The sequence below is a fragment of the Nocardia sp. NPDC046763 genome (assembly GCF_040645495.1).
In the GTDB taxonomy this organism is placed as follows: Bacteria; Actinomycetota; Actinomycetes; order Mycobacteriales; family Mycobacteriaceae; genus Nocardia.
Genome location: NZ_JBEYYI010000014.1, coordinates 166,879 through 188,163 on the forward strand (window position 1 = coordinate 166,879; position 21,285 = coordinate 188,163).

Below are 21,285 nucleotides of genomic sequence, written 5' to 3' on the forward strand. Positions count from 1 at the left end.
CCGTACCGGGTCGGGCGGGGGATAAATCGGGGCGAACAGTCGGATTTCACTACGGCGGGCCGCCGCGTCGCGCATCATCGGTGTCCGTAGGTCCGAGAGCATGGTGGAGGTTGCATGCGAATCCCGATATCCACGTGGGCGAAAGTGGGGCCGGCCGGGGTCGGCCTGGCGGTGGTGGTTGTGGCGTTGTGCGCTGGGTGCGGGACGGAAACAGGCGGGTCGGCGGTACCGGCCGGGGCAGGATCGACGGCGGGAGAGACGACCGTGGTCAAGACGACGTCTTCCAAGGAATCGAACCAGCCGGCGGACGGGCTGCCGGCGGCCTCGAACGGGACCGATCTCAGCGCCTGCTCCAACGGCAATTGCGAGGTCCGGGTCGACGGGCCGACCACGATTCCGGTTCCCGGATTCTCCCGGATCAGCAGTGTCCGGATCGGGCAGATCAGCCCGGGCTTGGTCACCGCATCGACGACGGTGTTCGGGTTGCCGGTATCCGGTTCGACCGGGGTCGGTGGCACCATCTTCCTGAACGGCCTGACCGTGAAGATCGTTGCCGTCCAGGGCAATTCGGCTGTCCTGCGACTGAGCACCTAGTCGGCGCGCCGGGCCGCGTCACGTTCCGGCAGCGCACCACACAGCGGACTAGACTTCGGTCAAGACGATCGAACAGCGGTTTCGAACCGCGACCACAGCGGCGCCGTAGTCCCGCACAGATCAGCGAAGCGTGCGGAGGTCACGAATGCGGGTGAAGAGAATGACCGCGGACCTGTCCGAATATCCGGATCTGGTCGTGATCCTGCTGGGGATGCGCGTGCGCCGGCCGCGGGGAATCCTGCGGCTGCTGGGCGTCGGCCCCAAGCTGTATCGATCGCATCACGATATGCCGGACGGGCTCCTGTCGCACGAGGATGTGGTGTGGTCGCTGTGGCCGCCGCACTGGGGTGCGCGGCAGTACTGGCGGGATCTGGAGAGCCTGGAACGGTGGACGCGGTCGGACCCGCACCGGCAATGGTGGCAGCAATTCCTGCGGGATTCCGGCGGCACCGGATTCTGGCACGAGGCCTATTTCGCCAGGGGCGGAATCGATTCCGTGTACGACGATATGTCCGCCCCCACCGGGCTGGCCCGGTTCGCACGAACCGTCCCTGCTCGAGGGCGGTTGTTCTCGACGCGTGGCCGGGTCGGCGATACGATCCAGGCCGGAGATCGGGCCGTGCCCGAAATCTCGCCCGTGATAACGGAATCCGCGTTGTACGACACGGTGGACACCAATAACTGTTCGGCTATTGATTTGCCGGAAGCGAACGGGCATGCTCAGATTCCAGGGGCGTTGACCTGTTGCCAATCGGACACTCCGGTGAACGAGAACCAACATCAGGTGAGCGACATTCGACCGCGCGATGAACATCGCGATTGAAACGTGTGATTCGGTCACGGAACTGTTTCGAAGCGACAACGGCGGGCATAAGTTATCCGCATGCATGTGCTGTTCGTGTGCAGCGGAAATGTTTGCCGATCCGTCATTGCCGAACGCCTCACCTTGGCGGTGGCCGCCGACCACGGACTACAGGAGCTGTCCGCCGAGAGTGCCGGCGTGCGCGCACTGGTCGGATTCCCCGTGGAACCCCTTGCCGCACAGACGATTGTGGGCCTCGGCGGCAACGCCGACAATTTCAAGGCCCGGCGCCTCAAGGCCGACATGGTGCACCGGGCCGATCTGGTGCTGGCCATGACCGAGAAGATTCGCGACCAGGTGCGCGAACTCGTGCCCGAGGCGCTCCCCCGCACCTTCACGCTGCTCGAGGCGTACCGGATCGCCAAGGTCAGCGGCGCGCGCACCGTAGTCGGACTGCACGCCGCGCGCAACGATCTGGCGTATGTCGGCCGGGAGAACATCTCCGACCCGGTCGGCCTGTCGCCGCAACAGTTTTGCGATGTCGGCGACCGCATCGCCGAGGCGCTGGTGCCGCTGCTGCTCGCCTTGCACGCCCATCAGCATCCACAGGCCACGCTGCACCCGCGCAGCGCCGCGGACGGGCAGCCGCCGCTGCTGGTGATAGACGGCGGTCGGGGCGAGCAGAGCAGGCGAGCAGAGCCCCCGCGGCCGGCCGAATACTACGGGCCGGCAGTCGAACCGACCCGGCACGCGGCGGAATCCGCCGGATAGCAGGCAAATCCGGCATCCCCGGCCCTGGACCCCGCGTGTCAATACACCTTGCTGCCTGGTTGGTCCGGCAAGGGATTACACTCTCGCGCGGAACACCTATCCGTTCCGCCGAACGCCACTGCCGGTGGTTCGACACAAGAACAGGACCAAGGACATGCCGAAGCGAATTTCGGATGTTTCGCTCCATGTTTACGTGACACCTCAGACCCTGCACCGCGTCACCGAGACCGTGTGCCGCGTGGTCGATGAATACGTCGCCGATCGAGATATCTTCGCGTGGCGCTTCACCCTCCCGGTGGAGTGCGACGAACCCACCCACACCGTGCTCGAAACCCAGTGGCGGCTGGACAATCCCGGCGTGGAGCCGGGCGCCCGCCGCACTTACGAGATCGCGCTCAGCCTGGTGGGCGAGGCCCGTCAACTAACCAAGGCGGGCATCGCCAAGCTCGAGCAGCGCCTGGTGCTGGAACTGTCCGCCGACGAACCGATCCCCTACATCGTGCACGCCCTGCAGCGCGAGAACTTCGAACTCGAAGAAAACCGCGAGTTGATCTAGGCCAACTCTCGGGACTCTCCGGGGCTTCGCCCCCGAACCCCCTGGAGATTTCGGGGGCTCCGCCCCCGGACCCCCGAGATTCGCCCTGCCCACACCCGAGATTCGCCCTGCCCGACACCCGGAACGCGCCACACCCATCGCCTGGAACGCGCGTCGGGCCGCGCCCCGAAGGGCACGGCCCGATCATTTGTGCGTCGTTGTCCGAGCGCTCGCGTCTCAGCGTCGCGCCGGGAAGTGGCGGATCACGCCTTCCTGCACGGTCGTCGCGAGCAGGTCGCCGTTCCGGGCGTAGAAGTGGCCGCGGGCCAGGCCGCGGGAACCCGCCGCCACCGGGGACTCGGTCGCGTAGAGCGACCAGTCGTCGAAGCGGAAGGGCCGGTGGAACCAGATGGAGTGGTTCACCGTGGCCGCGATGATGCGATCCCAGCCCCAAGACAACCCGTGTGTGGTGATGATGGAGTCCAGCACCGTGGTATCGGACGAATACGCCAGCGCCGCAACGTGAATCAGCGGGTCATCGGGCAACTGCCCGTCGGTGCGCATCCAGACCCGGTTGTGGCCGAGGCTCTCGCCCTTGCCCTTGAGGATCCAGGCCGGGTCGTTGGTGTAGCGCATCTCGATGGGATGCGGTGCGTTGACGAACATCTGGAGCTTGTCCTCCAGACCCGAGAACGACTCCTCCACGCGCGGAAGGTCATCCGGCCCCGGGACGTCGGGCAGGGGCGCGCCGTGCTCGAGCCCCTTGCCCCAGTCCTGGAAGGCGGCGAGCATGACGAACAGCTCCTGCCCGTCCTGGTACGCCGTGACCGTGCGGTTGGCGATGGAGCGGCCGTCCCGATGCCGGTCGACGTGGTATTCGATCGGCTGCTTCGGGTCTCCGCCACGCACGAAGTGCGCGTTGACCGCGTGGATCGGGCGCTCCGGACCCACCGTCCGTCCCGCGGCGATGATCGCCTGCGAGACCAGCTGGCCGCCGAACGTGCGGCTCCACACCTTCTCGGGATGGTGACCGAGGAAGATGTCGGGGCCGTTCTCCTCCAGATCGAGCAGGCGCAGCAGCTCCCGCAGATCGTCGGATCGACCGGTCCCCTCGGGGTCCGCGACGACGTCCGAAGACGTCGCGTCCAGCGACGCATTCAAATTAGTGGTCCTCCTCGCCGATGCGATGCACGTGGATCAGGTTGGTGGACCCGACGGTACCCGGCGGCGAGCCGGCCACGATGACCACGAGGTCACCCTTCTTGTACCGGCCGATCGAGAGCAACGCGTTGTCCACCTGGTGGATCATCTCGTCGGTCGTGCCCACGGGAGGAACGATGAACGTTTCCACGCCCCACGTCAAGGCGAGCTGACTCCGAATCGCGGCCTGCGGGGTGAAGGCCAGCAGCGGCAGCGGGGTGTGCAGGCGGGCCAGGCGGCGCACCGTGTCACCGGACTGCGTGAAGGCAACCAGCGCTTTGGCATTCAACCGCTCGCCGATATCGCGGGCGGCGTAGGAGATGACACCGCGCTTGGTCCGCGGCACGTGGGTCAGCGGCGGCACCCGGGTCGAGGACTCGGATTCCACGGCGTGCACGATGCGGGCCATGGTGCGCACGGCCTCGATCGGGTAGTCGCCGACCGAGGTCTCACCGGAGAGCATGACCGCGTCCGCGCCGTCGAGCACGGCATTGGCCACGTCGGAGGCCTCGGCGCGGGTCGGGCGGGAGTTGGTGATCATGGACTCCAGCATCTGGGTGGCCACGATGACCGGCTTGGCGTTCTCGCGCGCCATCTGCACCGCGCGCTTCTGCACCAGCGGCACCTGCTCGAGCGGGAGCTCCACGCCGAGGTCGCCGCGGGCGACCATGATGGCGTCGAAGGCCAGCACGATGGCTTCCAGATTGTCGATGGCTTCGGGCTTTTCGAGCTTGCCGATGACCGGCACCCGGCGGCCCACACGATCCATGATGTCGTGCACCAACTCCACATCGGAGGGCGAGCGCACGAAGGACAGCGCGATGAAGTCCACGCCCAGCTTCAGGGCGAATTCCAGGTCGTCGATGTCCTTTTCGGACAGCGCGGGCACGGACACATCCATGCCGGGCAGCGAGACGCCCTTGTTGTTGGAGACGGGGCCGCCCTCGGTGACCCGGCAGATGACGTCGTTGTCCTCGACACGCAGCACGGTCAGCCCGACCTTGCCGTCGTCCACGAGCAGCCGGTCGCCGGGCTTGGCGTCCTTGGCGAGGTGTTTGTAGGTGGTGGAAACCCGGTCGTGAGTTCCTACGATGTCGTCGACGGTGATACGGACTTCCTCGCCGGTGTTCCAGACGGTCTTGCCGTCGCCCTCGAACCGGCCCAGCCGGATCTTCGGGCCCTGCAGGTCGGCGAGGATACCGACAGCGCGGCCGGCGGTATCGCTGGCGGCGCGCACCTTCTTGTAGTTCTCGGCATGATCGGAGTGCTCGCCGTGGCTGAAGTTCAGGCGCGCAACGTCCATGCCACTTTCGACGAGCTCACGAATCCGGTCCTCGGATGACACTGCTGGTCCGAGGGTGCACACAATCTTCGTTCGTCGCATCACCCGTTCAACCCTAGACCTGTGACAACCCTCATGCTTACCCCGGCACACACATATACGGATCTCGTAAGCAGCCGTTCAGCTATCCCACGATCAACGCGCAACGTGCCGGGCCAGACGGGTTTCCAATCGGGTCTGACCGAAGCCGAGGACCAGGCATATTACCCAGTAGTAGATTGCCGCGACGCCATAGAGCGCGAAGAAGTCGAAGGTGGGCGCGGCGGCCATTTGCGCGGTGCGCAGCAACTCGGTCACCAGAATGGTGGAAGCGAGCGACGTGTCCTTCACCAGCGAGATGAGGGTGTTGGACAGCGGGGGCACCGCGATGCGGGAGGCCTGCGGCAGGATGACCAGCCGCAGCGCCTGCGCGTAGTTCATGCCGACCGAGTAGGACGCCTCCCACTGACCCTGGGCCACCGAAAGGATCGCGGCCCGAATGACTTCCGCCGCATAGCCGCCGACATTCAGGCTGAACGCGATGATCGCCGCCGGAAACGGCTGCAGCACGATATTGAACGCGGGCAGGCCGAAGAAGATGATGAACAGCTGCACCAACAGCGGCGTGCCGCGGATGATCGAGATGTAGAAGCGCGCGGCCGCGTGCAGCGGCCACACGCTCGACATCCGGGCCAGCGCGACGAACAGCGCTATCACCAGGCCGATCACGAAGCTGATGGCGGTCAGCGGCAGCGTCTTGGTGACCGTGGCCTCCAGCATGGGCCAGAGGTTGTGCCGCACCAGCGCCCAGGTGGCGTCGTCCATCGTCGAATTGCCCTGTGTCGCTTACTTGCTGACGTCGGTGCCGAAGTACTTGTCGGAGATCTTGGCGAGGGTGCCGTCGGCGCGCAGTTCGTCGAGCGCCTTGTTCACCTGATCGGTCAGCGCCTGGGAGTCCTTGCGGGCGGCGAAGGCCTGCTTGGAGACCTCGCCGGTTTTGCCGACGATCTGGATGGTGCCGGTGCCCTGCTGCTTGGTGTAGGCGTTGACCGCGAGGGTGTCGTTGACGGTGGCGTCGGCGCGGCCGGTCTTGAGCAGCTGCACCGCCTCCACGAAGCCGGGGATGGCCTCGACCTTGCAGCCGGCGCCCTTGGCGGTGTCGGCCCAGTTGGAGGTTTCGGACTGGGCGCAGGTCTTGCCGTTCAGATCGGCCAGGGCGTGGACGCCGTCATTGCCGGTCTTGGTGACGATGACGCCCTCGGAGACGGTGTAGGGCTGGGAGAGCGAATACTTCTGCTCGCGTTCGGGTTTGATGGTGACCTGATTGGCGATGAGGTCCACGCGCTTGGATTCCAGTGCGGCGAACAGCGAGTCCCAGGGGGCGGTGGTGAATTCGACCTTCTTGCCGATCTTGTCGCCGACGGCCTTGATGACATCGACGTCGTAGCCGGTGAGGGTGCCGTTGTCCTGGTAGGTGAACGGGGAGTAGTTACCCTCGGTGCCGACTTTGAGCGTGTTCGCGTCATCCTTGCTCGAGCTACATGCGACGAGCCCTGCGGCGGCGACAACGGCGAGCATGACGGCGGCGAGCTTACGGCGCACGACGGGGACCTCTCCTCGGGCATGGGTGACCACGCGACAAACAACCGACAAAGGGTACGCCGCGGACCGACCGGGCGGCACGGCTGTGTCCATTTTGCCCTCCGCTTCGCTCCCCCGCTCCGAGCGCGGGGAGGCGGAGCGCAGTCCAGAACGAGCGCCCTGCCTCCCCGCGCTTGCGCCGCGAACCTCCCGGTGCTGTCAATCGCGCAGCGGGCGACCCTGCAGGTCGGGGACCTTGCCGGTGAGGATGAGAATGCCGTCGATCAGCGACCAGATGCCGCAGCCGCCGCAGGTGATCAACTGGAGCACGCCGATCGTGGTGTAGCCCAGATAGAACCGGCCGACACCGAAGTGCCCGATGAAGATCTGCAGCAGGCCCGCGGTGAGCTTGCTCTTGTCCGAGAACGGAACTCCGAACGCGTCCCGGCCGTACGGGGCTTCCGGGTCACCGCCGTAGGGCCCGGCCGGACCCGGGATCGGGTACGGCATCGGCTGGCCGTACGGCTGACCCGGCTGACCGTAGGGTTGCCGGCCCGGGTACGGCTGCTGACTGTAGGGCTGCCCGTACTGCGGGCCGGTGCCGGGAGCGCCGTACTGCGGCCCGTCCTGCATCGGTGGCTGGTCGAATGGGTCGGTCACTCACGTCCTCCTGATCGCGGTCAGGAGCCATTCTTGCCGGACTCGACCGACTTCGCCTGGTCGACCGCGGTGGACTCCGTCTCCTCCGGCTCGGAATCGCCGGTTTCGGAAGGGATATCGCGCTCGGTCTCGGATTCGTTGCCGGCGGCCGGGGATTCCGGTCCGGCGTCGCCTGTGGATTCCTTGGCGGTCGGCTCGTCGACCTCGGTGACGGCCGCCTTCGAATCCCCTGCCGCCGAGCCGGTTCCGGCCGCCGTACCCGTCGCCCCGAACGCGCGCAGCGCACCGAACTGCCACGGCCAGGGCCGTTCCACGCCGGCGCGCAGCTGGTCGGCGGTCTCGCGGCCCTTGGTGGCGAACAGGAAATAGGCTACGGCGCAGACGAATACGATCGCGGAGGTGAAGGAGTTGATGCGGATGCCCGCGATGTGGGTGGCCTCGTCGTTGCGCAGCAGCTCCACGAAGAAGCGGCCGAAGCAGTAGATCGCCACGTAGAGCGCGAACAGGCGGCCGTGGCCGATGCGGAACTTGCGGTCCAGGTAGAGCAGCACGGCTACGCCGAGCAGGTTCCAGATCAGCTCGTAGAGGAAGGTGGGCTGCACGATCTTCTCCGCCGCGCCCGCGGCGGTGCCGTTCATCATGTCCAGCTGGCCGCTGTGGTCGTAGCGCAGGAAGATTTCCAGGCCCCACGGCACCTTGGTCTCGCGGCCGTAGAGTTCCTGGTTGAAGTAGTTGCCGAGCCGGCCGATGGCCTGGGCCAGCAGGATGCCCGGAGCGATGGCGTCGCCGAAGGCGGGCAACGGAATCCGGTATACCCGGCAGCCGATCCAGGCGCCGATGCCGCCGAGCAGCACCGCGCCCCAGATGCCGAGGCCGCCCTCCCAGATCTTGAGCGCGTTGATGGGGTGACCGTCGGCGCCGAAGTACTTCTGCCAGTCGGTGGCCACGTGGTAGAGCCGCCCGCCGATCAGGCCGAACGGCACCGCGAACATGGCCACGTCGAGCACCATGCCGGTCTGGCCGCCGCGCGCCACCCAGCGCTTCTCGCCCAGCCAGATGGCCGCGATGATGCCGAGGATGATGCAGATGGCGTATGCCCGCAGCGGGAAAGGCCCGATGTTCCAGACCCCGCGCGGCGGGCTGGGAATGTAGGCCAGGACATCGGCGCCGGTGCTCTCGGCAAGGGCTCGTAAGGTCACGAGTCCCCACCGTAGCCCAACAGGCCCGCGGAGTGCTGTCTCAGGTCGGCGCGCGGCGTGGGATTCGCCGCCGGGGGTCGCACCGGCACCCGGTAACGCAACGGATATACGAAGCGGCGCGCATTCCCGCACCGCCGGACAACGCAGCAGGGTGCGTACCGAATTCGGTACGCACCCTTGGGTATTGCCTCGGTTACGAGGAGACCGCCGCCGAGCGGACGCCCTGCGCCAGCTCCGCCGTCAGCGCCCGGACCGCGTCCAGACCCTGCGCCGCCGCCGACACCAGGGCCGAGCCCACGATGACACCGTCGGCGTAGGAGGCGATTTCGGCCGCCTGCGCGCCATTGCGCACACCCAGGCCCACGCCGATCGGAATATCGGAGTGGCTGCGCACCCGCGCGCACAGGGCCGGGGCCATGGAGGACACCGCGTCGCGCGCACCGGTCACACCCATGGTCGAGGCCGCGTACACGAAACCTTTGCTGGCTTCCAGGGTCTTGACCAGGCGCTCCTCGGTGGACGACGGTGCGACCAGGAAGATGCGATCCAGATTGTGGGTCGAGGATGCCACGAACCAGTCGTCCGCCTCCTCCGGAATGAGGTTGGGCGTGATCAGGCCGAGGCCGCCCGCCGCCGCCAGATCGCGGGAGAAGCTGTCGACGCCGTACTTGAGCACCGGGTTCCAGTAGGTCATGACGACGGCCTTGCCGCCCGCCTGGGAGATGGCCTCCACGACCTTGAACACGTCGCGCACCCGGACACCGCCGGCGAGCGCCTGCTCGGCGGCATGCTGGATGGTCGGGCCGTCCATCACGGGATCGGAGTAGGCGACGCCGACTTCGATAATGTCGCAACCGGATTCGACCATGGCCTTGCACACGTCGATGGAACCCTGGAGGTCCGGGTACCCGGCGGGCAGGTAGCCGATGAGCGCGGCGCGGTTCTCCTCGCGGGCGGCTGCGAAGGTGTTCGCGAGGCGGGACTGCTGGCTCACTGCTTCTCCCCTGCGTTCTCTTCGGCCTTGTCGAACAGCCCGAACCACTCGGCAGCGGTGTCCATGTCCTTGTCACCGCGACCGGACAGGTTCACCACGATGATCGCGCCCTCGCCGAGCTCCTTGCCGAGTTTCACCGCGCCCGCGACCGCGTGCGCGGACTCGATGGCCGGAATGATGCCCTCGGCACGGCTCAGCAGCAGCAGCGCGTCCATGGCCTCGGTGTCGGTGATCGGGTAGTACTCCGCCCGGCCGATGTCCTTGAGGTAGGCGTGCTCCGGGCCGACGCCCGGGTAGTCCAGACCGGCCGAAATCGAATGGGATTCGATGGTCTGGCCGTCTTCGTCCTGGAGCAGGTAGGAGTACGCGCCCTGGAACGCGCCCGGGGTGCCGCCGGTGAAAGTCGCTGCGTGGCGGCCGGTTTCGATACCGTCGCCCGCAGCCTCGTAGCCGATCAGGCGCACGCCCGGATCGTCGAGGAAGGCGTGGAAGATGCCGATGGCATTGGAACCGCCACCGACACAGGCGGTTACGGCGTCGGGCAGGCGGCCGGTCAGGGCCTGCACCTGCTGGCGCGCCTCCAGGCCGATGATGCGCTGGAAGTCGCGCACCATGAGCGGGAACGGGTGCGGGCCCGCAGCGGTGCCGAAGCAGTAGTAGGTCTGCTCGGCATTGGTGACCCAGTCGCGCAGCGCCTCGTTGATGGCGTCCTTGAGGGTCTGCGAACCCGTTGTCACACTGATGACTTCGGCGCCGAGCAGCCGCATGCGGGCCACGTTCAGCTGCTGGCGCACGGTGTCGACCGCGCCCATGTAGATGACGCACTCGATACCGAGTAGCGCGCACGCGGTGGCGGTGGCGACGCCGTGCTGGCCCGCGCCGGTCTCGGCGATGACGCGGGTCTTGTTCATGCGCTTGGCCAGCAGCACCTGACCCAGCACATTGTTGATTTTGTGAGAACCGGTGTGGTTCAGGTCTTCCCGCTTCAGCAGGATGCGTGCGCCGCCGGCGTGCTGCGCCAGGTTCTTGCACTCGAACACCGGCGACGGACGCCCGGTGTAGTCGCGCTGCAGGCGATCCAGCTCGTCGAGGAAGTTGGGATCGACGCGGGCCTTGTCGTATTCGGCGGTGACCTCTTCGATCACGGCCATCAGCGCCTCGGGTACGTGCCGCCCGCCGTACACGCCGAAGTGCCCGCCCAGATCGGGTTCGTGGCTCTTGTGCGTGATGCCGTCACTGGCCTGCGGGAGGCCGAGAACATTCTTGCCGGAGGCCATTTCGGAATAAACTCCGTCGAGTTGAGTCATCGGCTCTTTCACCGTCCCCGGCGAACCGGCTTCGGGCACGAGGGGTGGGTTCCGGCGGTCACCAGCTCGGCCACCGCGGCGCGCGGGTCGCCGCTGGTCACCAGGCCCTCACCGACGAGCACGGCGTCCGCACCCGCGCCGGCGTAGGCCAGCAGGTCGGCGGTGCCGCGAATGCCGGACTCGGCCACCCGGATCACTTCACTGGGCAGGCCGGGGGCGATGCGCGCGAACACATCCCGGTCCACCTCGAGGGTCTTGAGGTTGCGGGCATTCACGCCGATCACGCTGGCGCCGGCCTCGAGGGCGCGGTCGGCCTCCTCCTCGGTGTGCACCTCGACCAGCGCGGTCATGCCGAGCGATTCGGTGCGGTCGATGAGCGAGGACAGCACGTCCTGCTCCAGGGCGGCCACGATCAGCAGAATCACGTCCGCGCCGTGGGCGCGGGCCTCGTGGATCTGGTACGGGCCGACGATGAAGTCCTTGCGCAGGATCGGAATGTCCACCGCCGCGCGGACCGCGTCGAGATCCGCGAGGGAACCGCCGAAGCGGCGCTGCTCGGTCAGCACGCTGATGATGCGCGCGCCGCCGTCCTCGTAGGCCCGGGCCAGGTCTGCGGGGTTCGCGATGTCCGCGATCGCACCCTTGGAGGGACTGGCCCGCTTCACCTCGGCGATCACTCCGATCCCCTCCGCGTGCAGGGCGGCCTTGGCGTCACGCGGGGACTTGGCCTGTGCGGCGGCTGCCTTCACTGCCTGGAAATCCAGAAGGGCTTCCCGAGCGGCCACATCCGCGCGGACCCCGTCGAGAATCGAGTCGAGTACCGTCATCTGGCTCGAATCCTTTCTGGGGAGACGGACTTGCTGCCTGAGAATCCCCCCAGGCGCTGTCTCACCGATGCTGATAAAGAGTAAATGGCTATGTTCCCGTGCTTGACAGCGGGGCGGGTACCGGCGACGCTGCCGGTCCCCCACCCAGCTCAGTGGCGGTTGTCGCGCGCCGCCCCGTTACCCGGATCATCGTGCGCGGCAGGGTGATTGGTTTCATCGTCGGTCGGGTCCACCCCCTCGTCGAGGGCATCCCACAGCACGCGACCCGACAACTGCTTGTCGGCGGCGGCCGGTGACCCGGATTCCTGGTCCTGGACCCGGGCCTGATGTGCGGCAACCTGCTCGGCCGCCGACAGCTTCCGAGCCGCCGGACTGTCGTACTTGCCGGACATCCGGGTGGTCCCGGACGACTGCCGGACCAAGAGCAAGCCGGCCACGAACGCGGCCACCGCACCGGCCAGGGACACCACGGCCGGCAGCGTCGATGTCGTCACCGCGCCCGCGTGGTCACCCCCGTGCAGTTCGGCCAGTCGCGTGGCGCGATCGGCGGTCCCCTTGTGCATGAGCAGGGCGTACGCGGGCACCGCGGACACCGCGGCCAGGACCGCGACCACCACGCCGACCCCGCGCCGCCACCAGCCGTGGGTGGCGAACACCGCCGCGATGGTGGCCAGGAAGACCAGCGCCAGTGGCGTCAGGGCCCCGAACCAGACACCGCCGTTGAGATCTCGATGACGCGGCAGGCCGTAGTCGCTGGTGATCTCGAGCCGGGCCCACGCCATGCGCGACGACCCCCAGAGCAGCGCCGCCGCGACCGCCAGCAGCGCCACCGCGGCGATCGGCCGCGACCGCTTCCGCGCCCTCGCGGCGTCCGTGTCGGCTTCCGCCGCAGCGGCATTCGCCTCGGCCTCGGCCAGGTCCGCCGCCTGCGCGCGTTCGGCAGTACGCATGGCGTCGGTCTCGGCGTGTGGATCGGCAGCGGCGGCGGCGGAGTTCCCGGTGTCCGCCCCGGCGGGCTTGGAATCGGATTGCGCCGCTTCGTTTTCCCGCTCCGCGCTGCTATCGGGTGTTGCGCTGCCTTCGGGCGTCGATTTCCGCGCCGCGCCTCTGTCCGGGTCCTGATCGCTCATTGATCCGCGCCGTTCGGGCGGTAGGCGCGCACGGTCTCGGCGGCGGCGATGGCCTTGAGGACGGCCATGGCCTTGTTGCGGGATTCGACGTCCTCGTAGTCCGCGTCGGAGTCGGCGACGATGCCGGCGCCGGCCTGGACATAGGCGGTGCCGCCCTTGAGCAGGGCGGTGCGGATGGCGATCGCGGTGTCTGCGTCACCGGCGAAGTCCAGGTAGCCGACTACGCCCGCGTAGACACCGCGGCGGGTGGGCTCGAGCTCCTCGATCAGCTCCATGGCGCGGACCTTGGGCGCGCCGGAGAGGGTGCCCGCGGGGAAGCAGGCCTGGACCGCGTCGAGGGCGACCTTGCCGGCGCGCAGGCGGCCGGAGACCGTGGAGACCAGGTGCATGACGTGCGAGTAGCGCTCGACGTGGCGGTACTCGGTGACGCGCACGGTACCGGGCTCGCAGACCCGGCCCAGATCGTTGCGGCCCAGATCGACGAGCATGAGGTGCTCGGCGTTCTCCTTCTCGTCGGCGAGCAGGCTCTTCTCGAGCAGGAGGTCATCCTCCTCGGTGACACCGCGCCAACGGGTGCCCGCGATCGGGTGGGTGGTGGCCACGCCATCCTTCACCGTCACCAGCGATTCGGGGCTGGAGCCGACGATGGAGAACGCGGTGCCGCCAGAGCCGTCCGGGATGTGCATGAGGTACATGTACGGGCTCGGGTTGGAGGCCCGCAGCATGCGGTAGAGGTCCAGCGGGGTGCCGTTGTAGTCCATCTCGAAGCGCTGCGAGAGCACCACCTGGAACGCCTCGCCGGCCTCGATCTCCTTGACCAGCCGGCGCACGCCTGCACCGAATTCGTCGGAGGTGCGTTGCCGGCGGTAGTTCGGCTCGGGGCGGTCGAACACCGAGACGGTGGAGTCGGCGGGGGCGGCCAGGGCCTCGGTCATGCGGTCCAGGCGGGCCATCGCATCGTCGTAGGCCGCGTCCACGTGCTCGTCGGTGCCGTTCCAGTTGACGGCATTGGCGATGAGGGTGATCGCGCCCTCGTGGTGGTCGAAGGCGGCCAGGTCGGTGGCCAGCATCAGGACCATCTCGGGGACCTGCAGGTCGTCGGTGGCGATGCTGGGCAGGCGTTCGAGCCGGCGCACGGTGTCGTAGCCGAGGTAGCCGACCAGGCCGCCGGTCAGCGGCGGCAGACCGGGCAGCCGCTCGGTGCGCAGTACCTGCAGCGACTCTCGCAGCGCGGCGAGCGGATCGCCGCCCACCGGCGCGTCGGCGGGAGTCTGGCCTAGCCAGGCCGCCGCGCCGTCGATCACGGTCAGCGCACTGGGACTACCCGCGCCGATGAACGACCATCGCGACCAGGAGCGGCCGGTCTCCGCCGATTCCAGCAGGAAGGTGCCGGGTCGGTCCGCGGCCAGTTTGCGGTAGGTCGAGAGCGGAGTCTCGGAGTCCGCCAACACCTTTCGGACCACCGGGACCACCCGGTGATCGGCCGCGAGCGCCCGGAACTGCTCCCGGGAGGTGGTGGTATCGATAGCCACGTTCAGAGGCAAACCATGCGCGCCGTGCATTCACCCATCATTCCAGGCCCGCCCGGGGCGATCTCAATCGCGCTCCCCGCCCGGCCGAGCGGGCGGCTGCGGCGAATACCTGAAGCGGTCGTCACTACACTCGCGGCGGTCTCGACACGCGGGAGATCGTCAGTGCTCCGGCAGCGAGATGGAGAGGTCGCACGCGGTGCCATCGCCTCGTTCGTCACATAGGCAAAGGCCCTGGAAGCGCTGAGTTGGTTGGGGCTCCGGCCCGTCCCCCGGACCCCCGAGCAGACGACCGGTGGGGGCCGGTTCGCGAGGCGCCAAGCTCGAAGCCCAGCAAAGGATTTCATCCGGGCTCTAATAGCTCGTGCACGATGAATTGGGGGTAGGGTGCGGGTATGAAGGTTGGTCAGCTCGCACCCAATTTCGAACTTCCGGACCAGTCGGGGACCGTGCGGTCGCTCGAGTCGCTACTTGTGGACGGACCGGTGGTGTTGTTCTTCTATCCCGCGGCGAACACGCCGGTGTGCACGGCCGAGGCGTGCCACTTCCGGGATCTGGCAACGGAATTCAAGGCCGCCGGGGCCACCTGTGTGGGGATCAGCGCGGATTCCGTCGAGGTGCAGTCCGGGTTCGCGGAGAAGCAGGGACTGAGCTATCCGGTGCTGTCCGATCCCGGAGCCAAGGTGGCCGCCGAGTTCGGCGTGAAGCGCGGCCTGCTGGGCGCGCTGGTACCGGTGAAGCGGACGACCTTCGTCATCGATCCGGACCGGACCGTCGCCAAGGTCATCAACAGCGAGATGCGCGCGAACGTGCACGCCGACGAGGCGTTGAAGTTCCTGCGCGAGCGCTGAGCCGGTTCCCGCGCGAGCGCCGAGCGCTCATCGCGTCGTTCCTGCGCGCGCCGACAATTCGGACATACGCTGAGCACATGACTACGCCCAGCACCGGCCAGGAGCGAAAGTCTTCAACCTTCGTCACGTGGCGCAATCGCATCATTGGCGGATTGGTGGCCGCGGTGGCTCTGTGGCTGGTGTATCTGATGCTGGCCGCATTCATTCCACGGTGGTGGGCGCAGCGCATCGGCGAATGGGTGAGCGGGAGTTTCGCCAAGGGCATCTGGTATGGCCTGATAATGGGCGCGGTATGTACGGCTGTACCACTTTTCCTGTTCCTGGCCGCAGGACTCCGCTGGCGTAAACGGGGCGGCATGTTTATCGCGGGCGGTGCGGCAGTTCTCGCGATCGTCATCGCCATCCCGAATTTGATGACGCTGACCATCGTGTGGGGCAACTCGAATGCCGCACACGCCGGTAAGCGCATTCTCGATGTCGACGGGCCGGGATTCCGCGGCGCCACGCTGGCGGGTGCGATCGTGGCCGCGCTGCTGTTCCTGCTGGTGGCATTTCTCTTGCTGCGCAGGCGATTCCGCCGGCACCGTGCCGAACGTCGGCAGGCCGAACCGGAAAAGCCTCGCGTAGAGCCGGAAACTCCGACACCTCCTCCCGAACTCGGCGCGAACTGAATCCACCCGCGACACGCGTGATCGATGTCACGTCATTCAGCAACGCCGTGACTGACGAGCGAAATCGTGGCAAACTTTGACGTGCGAGTGACTCGTTCGATGCTGTTCGCAGGCCCTTCCACCGGCCGGCACAACACGTCACTTGGCTGCTACGAGAGGGCGCGCACGGTGACCAAGTGGTTGAATCTCATGGAACAGCGAGCTTGGCGTACCCTTGTCGCGCTCACTACCAGACTCCCCGCCGCATTGGATACCCAGCTGCAACGTGAGTCCGGGATTACCCATTTCGAATACTTCGTAATGACTCTGCTCTCCGAAGAACCAGGTCACCGGTTGCAACTGAGCGACCTTGCGCAAAAAGCAAACGCATCGCTATCGCGGCTCTCGCACGTGGTCTCCAAACTCGAACGGCTGGGCTGGGCCGAGCGCGTCACCATTACCGGTCGCCGCGGGGCGCAGGCGGTGCTGACCGATGCCGGATATCAGAAGATCACCGAGGCCGCGCCCGGGTATCTGGAGTGTGTCCGCGGCCTGGTGTTCGACGGGCTGGACGCCGAGCAGACCAAGCAGCTGCTGGAACTGGGCGAGACGCTGGTGGCACAGTTGGACAAGGGCACGGCCCGCGGGCTCGGCCGCTCGGGGCGGCCGACCTCGCATCTGGACATGAACCCGAACGAATCGGGCTGACGCCCGAGCTTTCCCGCCCAGGCCGGAAACCGTTGCCGCTCAGTCCTCGTCGGTGAGCAGCCGGTGGCCCTGGGACAGCAGCACGTCGGTGTCGAAGCAGGTGTGGGTGCCCGTGTGGCAGGCCGCGCCCTCCTGGTCGACGACCAGCAGGACGGTGTCGCCGTCGCAGTCCAGTCGTACCTCGTGCACGTACTGGGTGTGGCCGGAGGTCTCGCCCTTGACCCAGTACTGCTGGCGCGATCGCGAATAGTAGGTGCCCTTGCGAGTTTCCAGGGTGCGGGCCAGCGCCTCGTCGTCCATCCACGCCATCATGAGCACGTCGCCGGTGTTCTTCTCCTGCGCGATGGCGGCGAACAGCCCGTCGGAGTTGCGCTTGAGGCGGCGCGCGATCGCGGGATCCAGGGTGCTCATCGGACGGTGATTCCTTCCGCGCGCATGGCGTCCTTGACCTGGCCGATGGTGAGGTCGCCGAAGTGGAAGACGCTGGCGGCAAGCACCGCGTCCGCGCCGGATTGCACGGCGGGCGCGAAGTCGGCGATCTTGCCCGCGCCACCGGAGGCGATGACCGGCACCGAGACCGCGGCGCGCACGGCGCGGATCATGGGCAGGTCGAAGCCCGCCTTGGTGCCGTCGGCGTCCATGGAGTTGAGCAGGATCTCGCCGACGCCCAGTTCGGCTCCGCGCACGGCCCATTCGACGGCGTCGATACCGGTGCCGCGCTTGCCGCCGTGGGTGGTGACCTCCCAGCCGGACGGGGTCGCGGGTTGACCCTCGGGAACCGTGCGGGCGTCGACCGACAGCACGATGCACTGGGAGCCGAACCGCTCCGACATTTCACGCAGCACCTCGGGGCGAGCGATGGCGGCGGTGTTCACCGACACCTTGTCCGCACCCGCGCGCAGCAGCCGGTCCACGTCCTCGACGGTGCGCACGCCGCCGCCGACGGTGAGCGGGATGAAGATCTGCTCGGCGGTGCGGGTGACCACGTCGATCATGGTGCCGCGGTCGCCGGTGGAGGCGGTGACGTCGAGGAAGGTCAGCTCGTCGGCGCCCTGGGCGTCGTAGGTGGCCGCGAGTTCCACGGGATCGCCCGCGTCCCTGAGGTTTTCGAAGTTGACGCCCTTGACCACGCGCCCGGCGTCCACGTCCAGGCACGGAATCACGCGTACGGCCAACGTCATTTCACGACCTCTGTCTTCAGCATTGCTATGCCTCTCCTCGGACCCGATCGGCGGTGTCCGCGATCAGGCCCAGTAGTTCCTCGTGCACGCCGGGGGCGGCGGCCAGCACCGAACCGGATTCGATGGTCCAGTCCCGGCCCAGCAGGTCGGTGACCACGCCGCCTGCGGCCCGGACCAGGGCCACGCCCGCGGCGTTGTCCCACGGATGATGTCCGAACACCACGGCCCCGCCCAGAATTCCCGAGGCGGTGTAGGCCAGGTCGATGCCGGTGGAGCCGTACATGCGCTGGCGGCCGGACAGTCGGCTCAGCGCGCCCAGCAGATTGAAGCGGAAGATGCCCGGAATCCGGCCCGCTCCATCGATATTGAAGCTGCCGAAGCCAATCATCGCGCTGGCGAGCTTGGCCGGGGCCAGACGCGGCAGCGGGTTGCCGTTCAGCAGCAGCGGGCCGTCCGCGACCGCCGCGTAGCGCTGGCCCAGGATCGGCAGCCAGGTCAGGCCGATGACCGGGACGCCGTCGCGCACCAGTGCCAGCAGCATGCCGCACATGGGACTGCCCGCCGAGTAGTTGAAGGTGCCGTCGATGGGGTCCAGCACCCAGGCGGTGCCCGAGGTCAGCTGCGGACCGCCGAATTCCTCACCGTGCACCGGTATTCCGGTGCGTTCGCCCAGCCGCTGCGAGATGGTGCGCTCGAGCTCCAGGTCGAGTTCGGTGGCGAAGTCGTTGCGCCCCTTCTCGACCGCGCTCGGCGCCCCGATGCCCTCGACGAAACGCGGTGCGGCGGAGTCGAGAACGTCACTGGCGATGCCGAGCAGTTCGGCGAGTTCGGCGGCCACGGCGCTAGCGAACCGCGGCCAAGGCTTCGGGCAGGGTGAACCGGCCCGCGTAGAGGGCCTTGCCGATGATCGCGCCCTCGACGCCCTCGTCCACCAGCGTCGCGATGGCACGCAGGTCGTCGAGCTCGGAGATGCCGCCCGAAGCGATGACCGGGGCCTCACACGCATTGGCGACCTGGCTCAGCAGGTCCAGGTTCGGCCCGGTCAGCGTGCCGTCCTTGGAGACGTCGGTGACCACGTACCGCGAGCAGCCGTCCCGCTCGAGGCGCTCGAGCACCTCCCACAGGTCGCCGCCGTCGGTCACCCAGCCGCGGCCGCGCAGCCGCCACTCGCCGTCGATGAGCTTCACATCCATGCCGACGGCGATCTTGTCGCCGTACTCGCCGATGGCCCGGGCACACCACTCCGGATTCTCGATCGCCGCGGTGCCCAGGTTGACGCGCGCGCAGCCGGTGGCCAGCGCGGCCTTCAACGACTCGTCGTCCCGAATCCCGCCCGACAGCTCGACCTTCACATCGAGTTCGCCGATCACCTCGGCGAGCAGTTCGCGGTTGGAGCCCTTGCCGAACGCGGCGTCCAGGTCGACCAGATGCACCCACTCCGCGCCGGCGTGCTGCCAGGCCAGCGCGGCGTCGCGCGGCGAACCGTAGCTGGTTTCGCTGCCCGCCTCCCCCTGAACCAGGCGCACAGCCTCACCATTGGCGACATCGACGGCAGGTAGCAGCACAAGACTCACGGGGTAAGCCTAGTGGTTGCCCGCCGTCACACCGACCGCAGGGTGAACCGTGTCAGCCGCCGACACACTGCGGGAACGATTTCCGGGCGGGAGGAAGCAGGCGGTGTCACGCTGTGGGGAGGCAGGGGTCGATCGAAGGGAGCTCGTCGTGCGGAAGGTGGGGATGGTCGTGCGGAAGGTGGGGATCGGGCTGGCGGCGCTGGCGCTGGTCGGCGGGGCGGCCGGGTGCGGCGACAGCGGCGGGTCGGGGGCGCGGCCCGGCCCGACGGCGAGCACCGCGGCGCAGGCCGGGGCGCCGACGGCGGTGACCACCGCGGGGACCACGGCGCAGACTCCGGGCGGCGGGGCGCCGTCGACCGCGGCGGGGACGGGAGCGCAGCCGTGCAAGCCCGAGTCGGGGGTGATTCGAAGTGCCGCCGCCACATTGGCTCCGGTGGAGGTGGTGCCGGGGACGCCATGGAAGTGGGCGTTGCCCGCGGTGGGGGCGCGGACGACGGTCAATGACATCTGCTCGACCTTGTCGGCGTACTTGATCACGATCGAGGGGGCGACGGCCGGCTCACCCATGCAGGTCTTGCTGTTCCATCGCGGGAGCTACATCGGCACGGCGGATCCCAGGTGGAATTCGTTCATCTCCCCGGATCCGAACCACACCACCGACGACAGCGTGGGCCTGCGGTACATGATCCCCCGCAGTTGTAATGCTTGCCCGGACGGAACCTTCTACTGCGTCCAATTCCATTGGGACGGAAGCAAGGTGCAGATGGCCGGGCGGCCGCCGGAGGTGTCCGGGACGACCGTGACGCCCGGCTCGACCAAGTGCTGAGGCGGGGGTCAGCCGTCTCGGGTGTGGGATTCGAGGATGCGGTTCAGGGTCAGGACGAAGTTGGCGCGTTCGGCGGCGGTGAAGCCCGGGAGTAGTTCTCGCTGGGCCACTTCCAGGCGTTCGTCGAGGTCGGACAGGTGGGCCCGCCCGGCGGGGGTGAGGGTGAGGGTGTTGCGGCGACGATCGGTGGGGTCGGGGGTGCGGCGCAGGAGGCCGCGGTCGGCCAGGTCGTTGACCGCGGCGACCACGTCGCTACGGTCGATGCAGGTGCGTCGGCCCGCCTCCGCCTGACTGAGGGGGCCGTGTTCGTCGAGGGTGGCCAGCAGGGCGTAGTGGTAGCGGCGGGAACCGGTGGGCTCCAGGGCTTTCTCGGTACAGCGGTTGGCGATGATCGCGACCTGGCCGATGAGGCGGGTGGGAAGAGCGCGCAGCCGGCCGGAGGCGCCTTCGGGCGCGGTGTCCATGAGGGGAATCTAGCAACCTTGTTGGAGACACCCACAATCGGCTACATTGGTCTTACCAACGTTGGAGCAACCAACAATCTCGTCGAAAGACCGTAGCCATGAACGCGATCGACACCACCACCCGGCAATTCCAGGACCTGACAGACAAATTCGAGATCACCGAGCTGGTCCACCGCCTCGGCCGCGCCCTCGATGAAGGCGACTGGGAGGAACTCGCTGCCATCTACACCGCCGACGCCACCGCGCGCACCCCCGGCGGCCTGGCCACCGGCCGCGCCGCCCTGGTCACCCAGGCCGGCCGAAACCACTCCCCCGACCGGCAGATCCAGCACGTCATCAGTGGCATCCTGATCGATCTGGACGGCGATACCGCCAAGGTCCGCGCCAACCTCCTGGTCGTCTTCGCCTGGGGTCCCGCCCAGGACCCCACCCTCGGCTCCCAGCCGCGCTTGACGCTCGGCGAGGTCTATCGCTTCGGCGCCGTCCGCACCCCCGACGGCTGGCAGTTCTCGAGCGTCGTCTCCACCCCCATCTGGTCGGTCGGCACCCGGCCCAAGCCGTCAGCAGCCTAGAAACACCGA

The 21,285-nt window shown here is 67.9% G+C and carries 26 protein-coding genes; 9 read left to right on the top strand and 17 right to left on the bottom strand.

Annotated elements, in window-relative coordinates:
• Window positions 1-264 precede the first annotated feature (264 nt).
• The 4 genes from ABZ909_RS23395 (at window position 265) to ABZ909_RS23410 (ending at window position 2,723) form a co-directional block, all read left to right on the top strand.
• Window positions 265-594, top strand: a complete 330-nt coding sequence (locus tag ABZ909_RS23395) for a hypothetical protein (protein WP_357002983.1) — start codon at window positions 265-267, stop codon at window positions 592-594.
• Window positions 595-739: 145 nt separating this feature from the next.
• Complete coding sequence (locus ABZ909_RS23400; protein ID WP_357002985.1) at window positions 740-1,417, top strand: phenylacetaldoxime dehydratase family protein; 678 nt, start codon at window positions 740-742, stop codon at window positions 1,415-1,417.
• Window positions 1,418-1,477: 60 nt separating this feature from the next.
• The gene (locus ABZ909_RS23405; RefSeq protein WP_357002987.1) at window positions 1,478-2,167 is read left to right on the top strand and encodes a low molecular weight phosphatase family protein; all 690 of its coding nucleotides are present in this window, start codon (window positions 1,478-1,480) and stop codon (window positions 2,165-2,167) included.
• Window positions 2,168-2,360: 193 nt separating this feature from the next.
• Window positions 2,361-2,723 (top strand): hypothetical protein, encoded by a 363-nt coding sequence (locus ABZ909_RS23410; protein WP_357002989.1) that lies wholly within the window; start codon window positions 2,361-2,363, stop codon window positions 2,721-2,723.
• Window positions 2,724-2,939: 216 nt separating this feature from the next.
• On the opposite strand, the gene ABZ909_RS23415 is transcribed toward ABZ909_RS23410, so the two are convergent.
• The 11 genes from ABZ909_RS23415 to ABZ909_RS23465 form a co-directional block, all read right to left on the bottom strand.
• Window positions 2,940-3,851, bottom strand: coding sequence for an acyl-CoA thioesterase II (locus ABZ909_RS23415; RefSeq protein ID WP_357003097.1), 912 nt, complete (start codon window positions 3,849-3,851; stop codon window positions 2,940-2,942).
• A gap of 13 nt (window positions 3,852-3,864) precedes the next feature.
• Entirely contained in the window at window positions 3,865-5,289 is a 1,425-nt protein-coding gene (gene pyk / locus ABZ909_RS23420) for a pyruvate kinase (RefSeq protein ID WP_357002991.1), read from the bottom strand.
• A 90-nt stretch (window positions 5,290-5,379) separates the two neighbouring features.
• Window positions 5,380-6,048 (bottom strand): amino acid ABC transporter permease, encoded by a 669-nt coding sequence (locus ABZ909_RS23425; protein ID WP_357002993.1) that lies wholly within the window; start codon window positions 6,046-6,048, stop codon window positions 5,380-5,382.
• Window positions 6,049-6,069: 21 nt separating this feature from the next.
• A complete protein-coding gene (locus tag ABZ909_RS23430; protein ID WP_357002995.1) occupies window positions 6,070-6,825 on the bottom strand; it encodes a transporter substrate-binding domain-containing protein in 756 nt (251 codons plus the stop codon).
• Window positions 6,826-7,023: 198 nt separating this feature from the next.
• Window positions 7,024-7,464 carry an NINE protein gene (locus ABZ909_RS23435; RefSeq protein ID WP_357002997.1) on the bottom strand — a complete coding sequence of 147 codons (441 nt, stop codon included), beginning with the start codon at window positions 7,462-7,464 and terminating at the stop codon, window positions 7,024-7,026.
• Window positions 7,465-7,484: 20 nt separating this feature from the next.
• Window positions 7,485-8,663, bottom strand: coding sequence for a prolipoprotein diacylglyceryl transferase (lgt, locus tag ABZ909_RS23440; RefSeq protein ID WP_357002999.1), 1,179 nt, complete (start codon window positions 8,661-8,663; stop codon window positions 7,485-7,487).
• Between the two features lie 193 nt (window positions 8,664-8,856).
• On the bottom strand, window positions 8,857-9,657 hold the full coding sequence (trpA, locus tag ABZ909_RS23445) for a tryptophan synthase subunit alpha (RefSeq protein WP_357003001.1): 801 nt from the start codon (window positions 9,655-9,657) through the stop codon (window positions 8,857-8,859).
• On the bottom strand, window positions 9,654-10,934 hold the full coding sequence (gene trpB, locus ABZ909_RS23450; RefSeq protein ID WP_357003003.1) for a tryptophan synthase subunit beta: 1,281 nt from the start codon (window positions 10,932-10,934) through the stop codon (window positions 9,654-9,656). Before trpB ends, trpA begins: the two co-directional genes overlap by 4 nt.
• 38 nt (window positions 10,935-10,972) lie before the next feature.
• Window positions 10,973-11,791, bottom strand: a complete 819-nt coding sequence (gene trpC / locus ABZ909_RS23455) for an indole-3-glycerol phosphate synthase TrpC (RefSeq protein WP_357003005.1) — start codon at window positions 11,789-11,791, stop codon at window positions 10,973-10,975.
• Between the two features lie 149 nt (window positions 11,792-11,940).
• On the bottom strand, window positions 11,941-12,921 hold the full coding sequence (locus ABZ909_RS23460; RefSeq protein ID WP_357003007.1) for a TIGR02234 family membrane protein: 981 nt from the start codon (window positions 12,919-12,921) through the stop codon (window positions 11,941-11,943).
• On the bottom strand, window positions 12,918-14,453 hold the full coding sequence (locus ABZ909_RS23465; protein WP_357003009.1) for an anthranilate synthase component I: 1,536 nt from the start codon (window positions 14,451-14,453) through the stop codon (window positions 12,918-12,920). The genes ABZ909_RS23460 and ABZ909_RS23465 overlap by 4 nt, the downstream gene beginning before the upstream one ends.
• A 392-nt stretch (window positions 14,454-14,845) precedes the next feature.
• Between ABZ909_RS23465 and ABZ909_RS23470 the strand changes: the two genes are divergently transcribed.
• The 3 genes from ABZ909_RS23470 (at window position 14,846) to ABZ909_RS23480 (ending at window position 16,659) form a co-directional block, all read left to right on the top strand.
• Entirely contained in the window at window positions 14,846-15,301 is a 456-nt protein-coding gene (locus ABZ909_RS23470) for a peroxiredoxin (protein ID WP_357003011.1), read from the top strand.
• 188 nt (window positions 15,302-15,489) lie between these two features.
• Window positions 15,490-15,972, top strand: coding sequence for a permease (locus ABZ909_RS23475; RefSeq protein ID WP_357003099.1), 483 nt, complete (start codon window positions 15,490-15,492; stop codon window positions 15,970-15,972).
• Between the two features lie 189 nt (window positions 15,973-16,161).
• Window positions 16,162-16,659: a MarR family transcriptional regulator gene (locus tag ABZ909_RS23480; RefSeq protein WP_357003101.1), complete on the top strand. Its 498-nt coding sequence runs from the start codon at window positions 16,162-16,164 to the stop codon at window positions 16,657-16,659.
• A gap of 39 nt (window positions 16,660-16,698) precedes the next feature.
• On the opposite strand, the gene hisI is transcribed toward ABZ909_RS23480, so the two are convergent.
• From hisI to ABZ909_RS23505, 5 genes are read right to left on the bottom strand one after another with little or no spacing between them, the layout of a single operon-like run.
• The gene (gene hisI, locus ABZ909_RS23485) at window positions 16,699-17,070 is read right to left on the bottom strand and encodes a phosphoribosyl-AMP cyclohydrolase (protein WP_357003013.1); all 372 of its coding nucleotides are present in this window, start codon (window positions 17,068-17,070) and stop codon (window positions 16,699-16,701) included.
• Window positions 17,067-17,840: an imidazole glycerol phosphate synthase subunit HisF gene (gene hisF, locus ABZ909_RS23490; RefSeq protein WP_357003015.1), complete on the bottom strand. Its 774-nt coding sequence runs from the start codon at window positions 17,838-17,840 to the stop codon at window positions 17,067-17,069. Before hisF ends, hisI begins: the two co-directional genes overlap by 4 nt.
• A 25-nt stretch (window positions 17,841-17,865) precedes the next feature.
• Entirely contained in the window at window positions 17,866-18,678 is an 813-nt protein-coding gene (locus tag ABZ909_RS23495; RefSeq protein ID WP_357003017.1) for an inositol monophosphatase, read from the bottom strand.
• Between the two features lie 4 nt (window positions 18,679-18,682).
• Window positions 18,683-19,414 carry a bifunctional 1-(5-phosphoribosyl)-5-((5-phosphoribosylamino)methylideneamino)imidazole-4-carboxamide isomerase/phosphoribosylanthranilate isomerase PriA gene (gene priA, locus ABZ909_RS23500; RefSeq protein ID WP_357003019.1) on the bottom strand — a complete coding sequence of 244 codons (732 nt, stop codon included), beginning with the start codon at window positions 19,412-19,414 and terminating at the stop codon, window positions 18,683-18,685.
• A gap of 9 nt (window positions 19,415-19,423) precedes the next feature.
• The gene (locus tag ABZ909_RS23505; RefSeq protein ID WP_357003107.1) at window positions 19,424-19,981 is read right to left on the bottom strand and encodes a hypothetical protein; all 558 of its coding nucleotides are present in this window, start codon (window positions 19,979-19,981) and stop codon (window positions 19,424-19,426) included.
• On the opposite strand from ABZ909_RS23505, the gene ABZ909_RS23510 reads away from it, so the two are divergent.
• A complete protein-coding gene (locus tag ABZ909_RS23510) occupies window positions 19,893-20,240 on the top strand; it encodes an LppP/LprE family lipoprotein (RefSeq protein WP_357003103.1) in 348 nt (115 codons plus the stop codon). The genes ABZ909_RS23505 and ABZ909_RS23510 overlap by 89 nt on opposite strands.
• An 8-nt stretch (window positions 20,241-20,248) precedes the next feature.
• Here ABZ909_RS23510 and ABZ909_RS23515 read toward each other — a convergent pair whose 3' ends face one another.
• Window positions 20,249-20,704, bottom strand: coding sequence for a MarR family transcriptional regulator (locus ABZ909_RS23515; protein ID WP_357003021.1), 456 nt, complete (start codon window positions 20,702-20,704; stop codon window positions 20,249-20,251).
• 98 nt (window positions 20,705-20,802) lie between these two features.
• On the opposite strand from ABZ909_RS23515, the gene ABZ909_RS23520 reads away from it, so the two are divergent.
• A complete protein-coding gene (locus ABZ909_RS23520) occupies window positions 20,803-21,276 on the top strand; it encodes a nuclear transport factor 2 family protein (protein ID WP_357003023.1) in 474 nt (157 codons plus the stop codon).
• Window positions 21,277-21,285: the final 9 nt, after the last annotated feature.

Excerpts from the sequence above, each read along its gene's own strand:
- ABZ909_RS23400 (WP_357002985.1), top strand. The coding sequence starts at position 740 with ATGCGGGTGAAGAGAATGACCGCGGACCTGTCCGAATATCCGGATCTG.
- ABZ909_RS23405 (WP_357002987.1), top strand. The coding sequence starts at position 1,478 with ATGCATGTGCTGTTCGTGTGCAGCGGAAATGTTTGCCGATCCGTCATT.
- ABZ909_RS23425 (WP_357002993.1), bottom strand. The coding sequence starts at position 6,048 with ATGGACGACGCCACCTGGGCGCTGGTGCGGCACAACCTCTGGCCCATG.
- trpB (WP_357003003.1), bottom strand. The coding sequence starts at position 10,934 with ATGGCCTCCGGCAAGAATGTTCTCGGCCTCCCGCAGGCCAGTGACGGC.
- trpC (WP_357003005.1), bottom strand. The coding sequence starts at position 11,791 with ATGACGGTACTCGACTCGATTCTCGACGGGGTCCGCGCGGATGTGGCC.
- ABZ909_RS23460 (WP_357003007.1), bottom strand. The coding sequence starts at position 12,921 with ATGAGCGATCAGGACCCGGACAGAGGCGCGGCGCGGAAATCGACGCCC.
- ABZ909_RS23470 (WP_357003011.1), top strand. The coding sequence starts at position 14,846 with ATGAAGGTTGGTCAGCTCGCACCCAATTTCGAACTTCCGGACCAGTCG.
- ABZ909_RS23475 (WP_357003099.1), top strand. The coding sequence starts at position 15,490 with ATGCTGGCCGCATTCATTCCACGGTGGTGGGCGCAGCGCATCGGCGAA.
- ABZ909_RS23480 (WP_357003101.1), top strand. The coding sequence starts at position 16,162 with ATGGAACAGCGAGCTTGGCGTACCCTTGTCGCGCTCACTACCAGACTC.
- hisI (WP_357003013.1), bottom strand. The coding sequence starts at position 17,070 with ATGAGCACCCTGGATCCCGCGATCGCGCGCCGCCTCAAGCGCAACTCC.
- hisF (WP_357003015.1), bottom strand. The coding sequence starts at position 17,840 with ATGACGTTGGCCGTACGCGTGATTCCGTGCCTGGACGTGGACGCCGGG.
- ABZ909_RS23505 (WP_357003107.1), bottom strand. The coding sequence starts at position 19,981 with ATGGGTGAGCCGGCCGTCGCCCCCTCGATCGTGATCAAGTACGCCGAC.
- ABZ909_RS23515 (WP_357003021.1), bottom strand. The coding sequence starts at position 20,704 with ATGGACACCGCGCCCGAAGGCGCCTCCGGCCGGCTGCGCGCTCTTCCC.
- ABZ909_RS23520 (WP_357003023.1), top strand. The coding sequence starts at position 20,803 with ATGAACGCGATCGACACCACCACCCGGCAATTCCAGGACCTGACAGAC.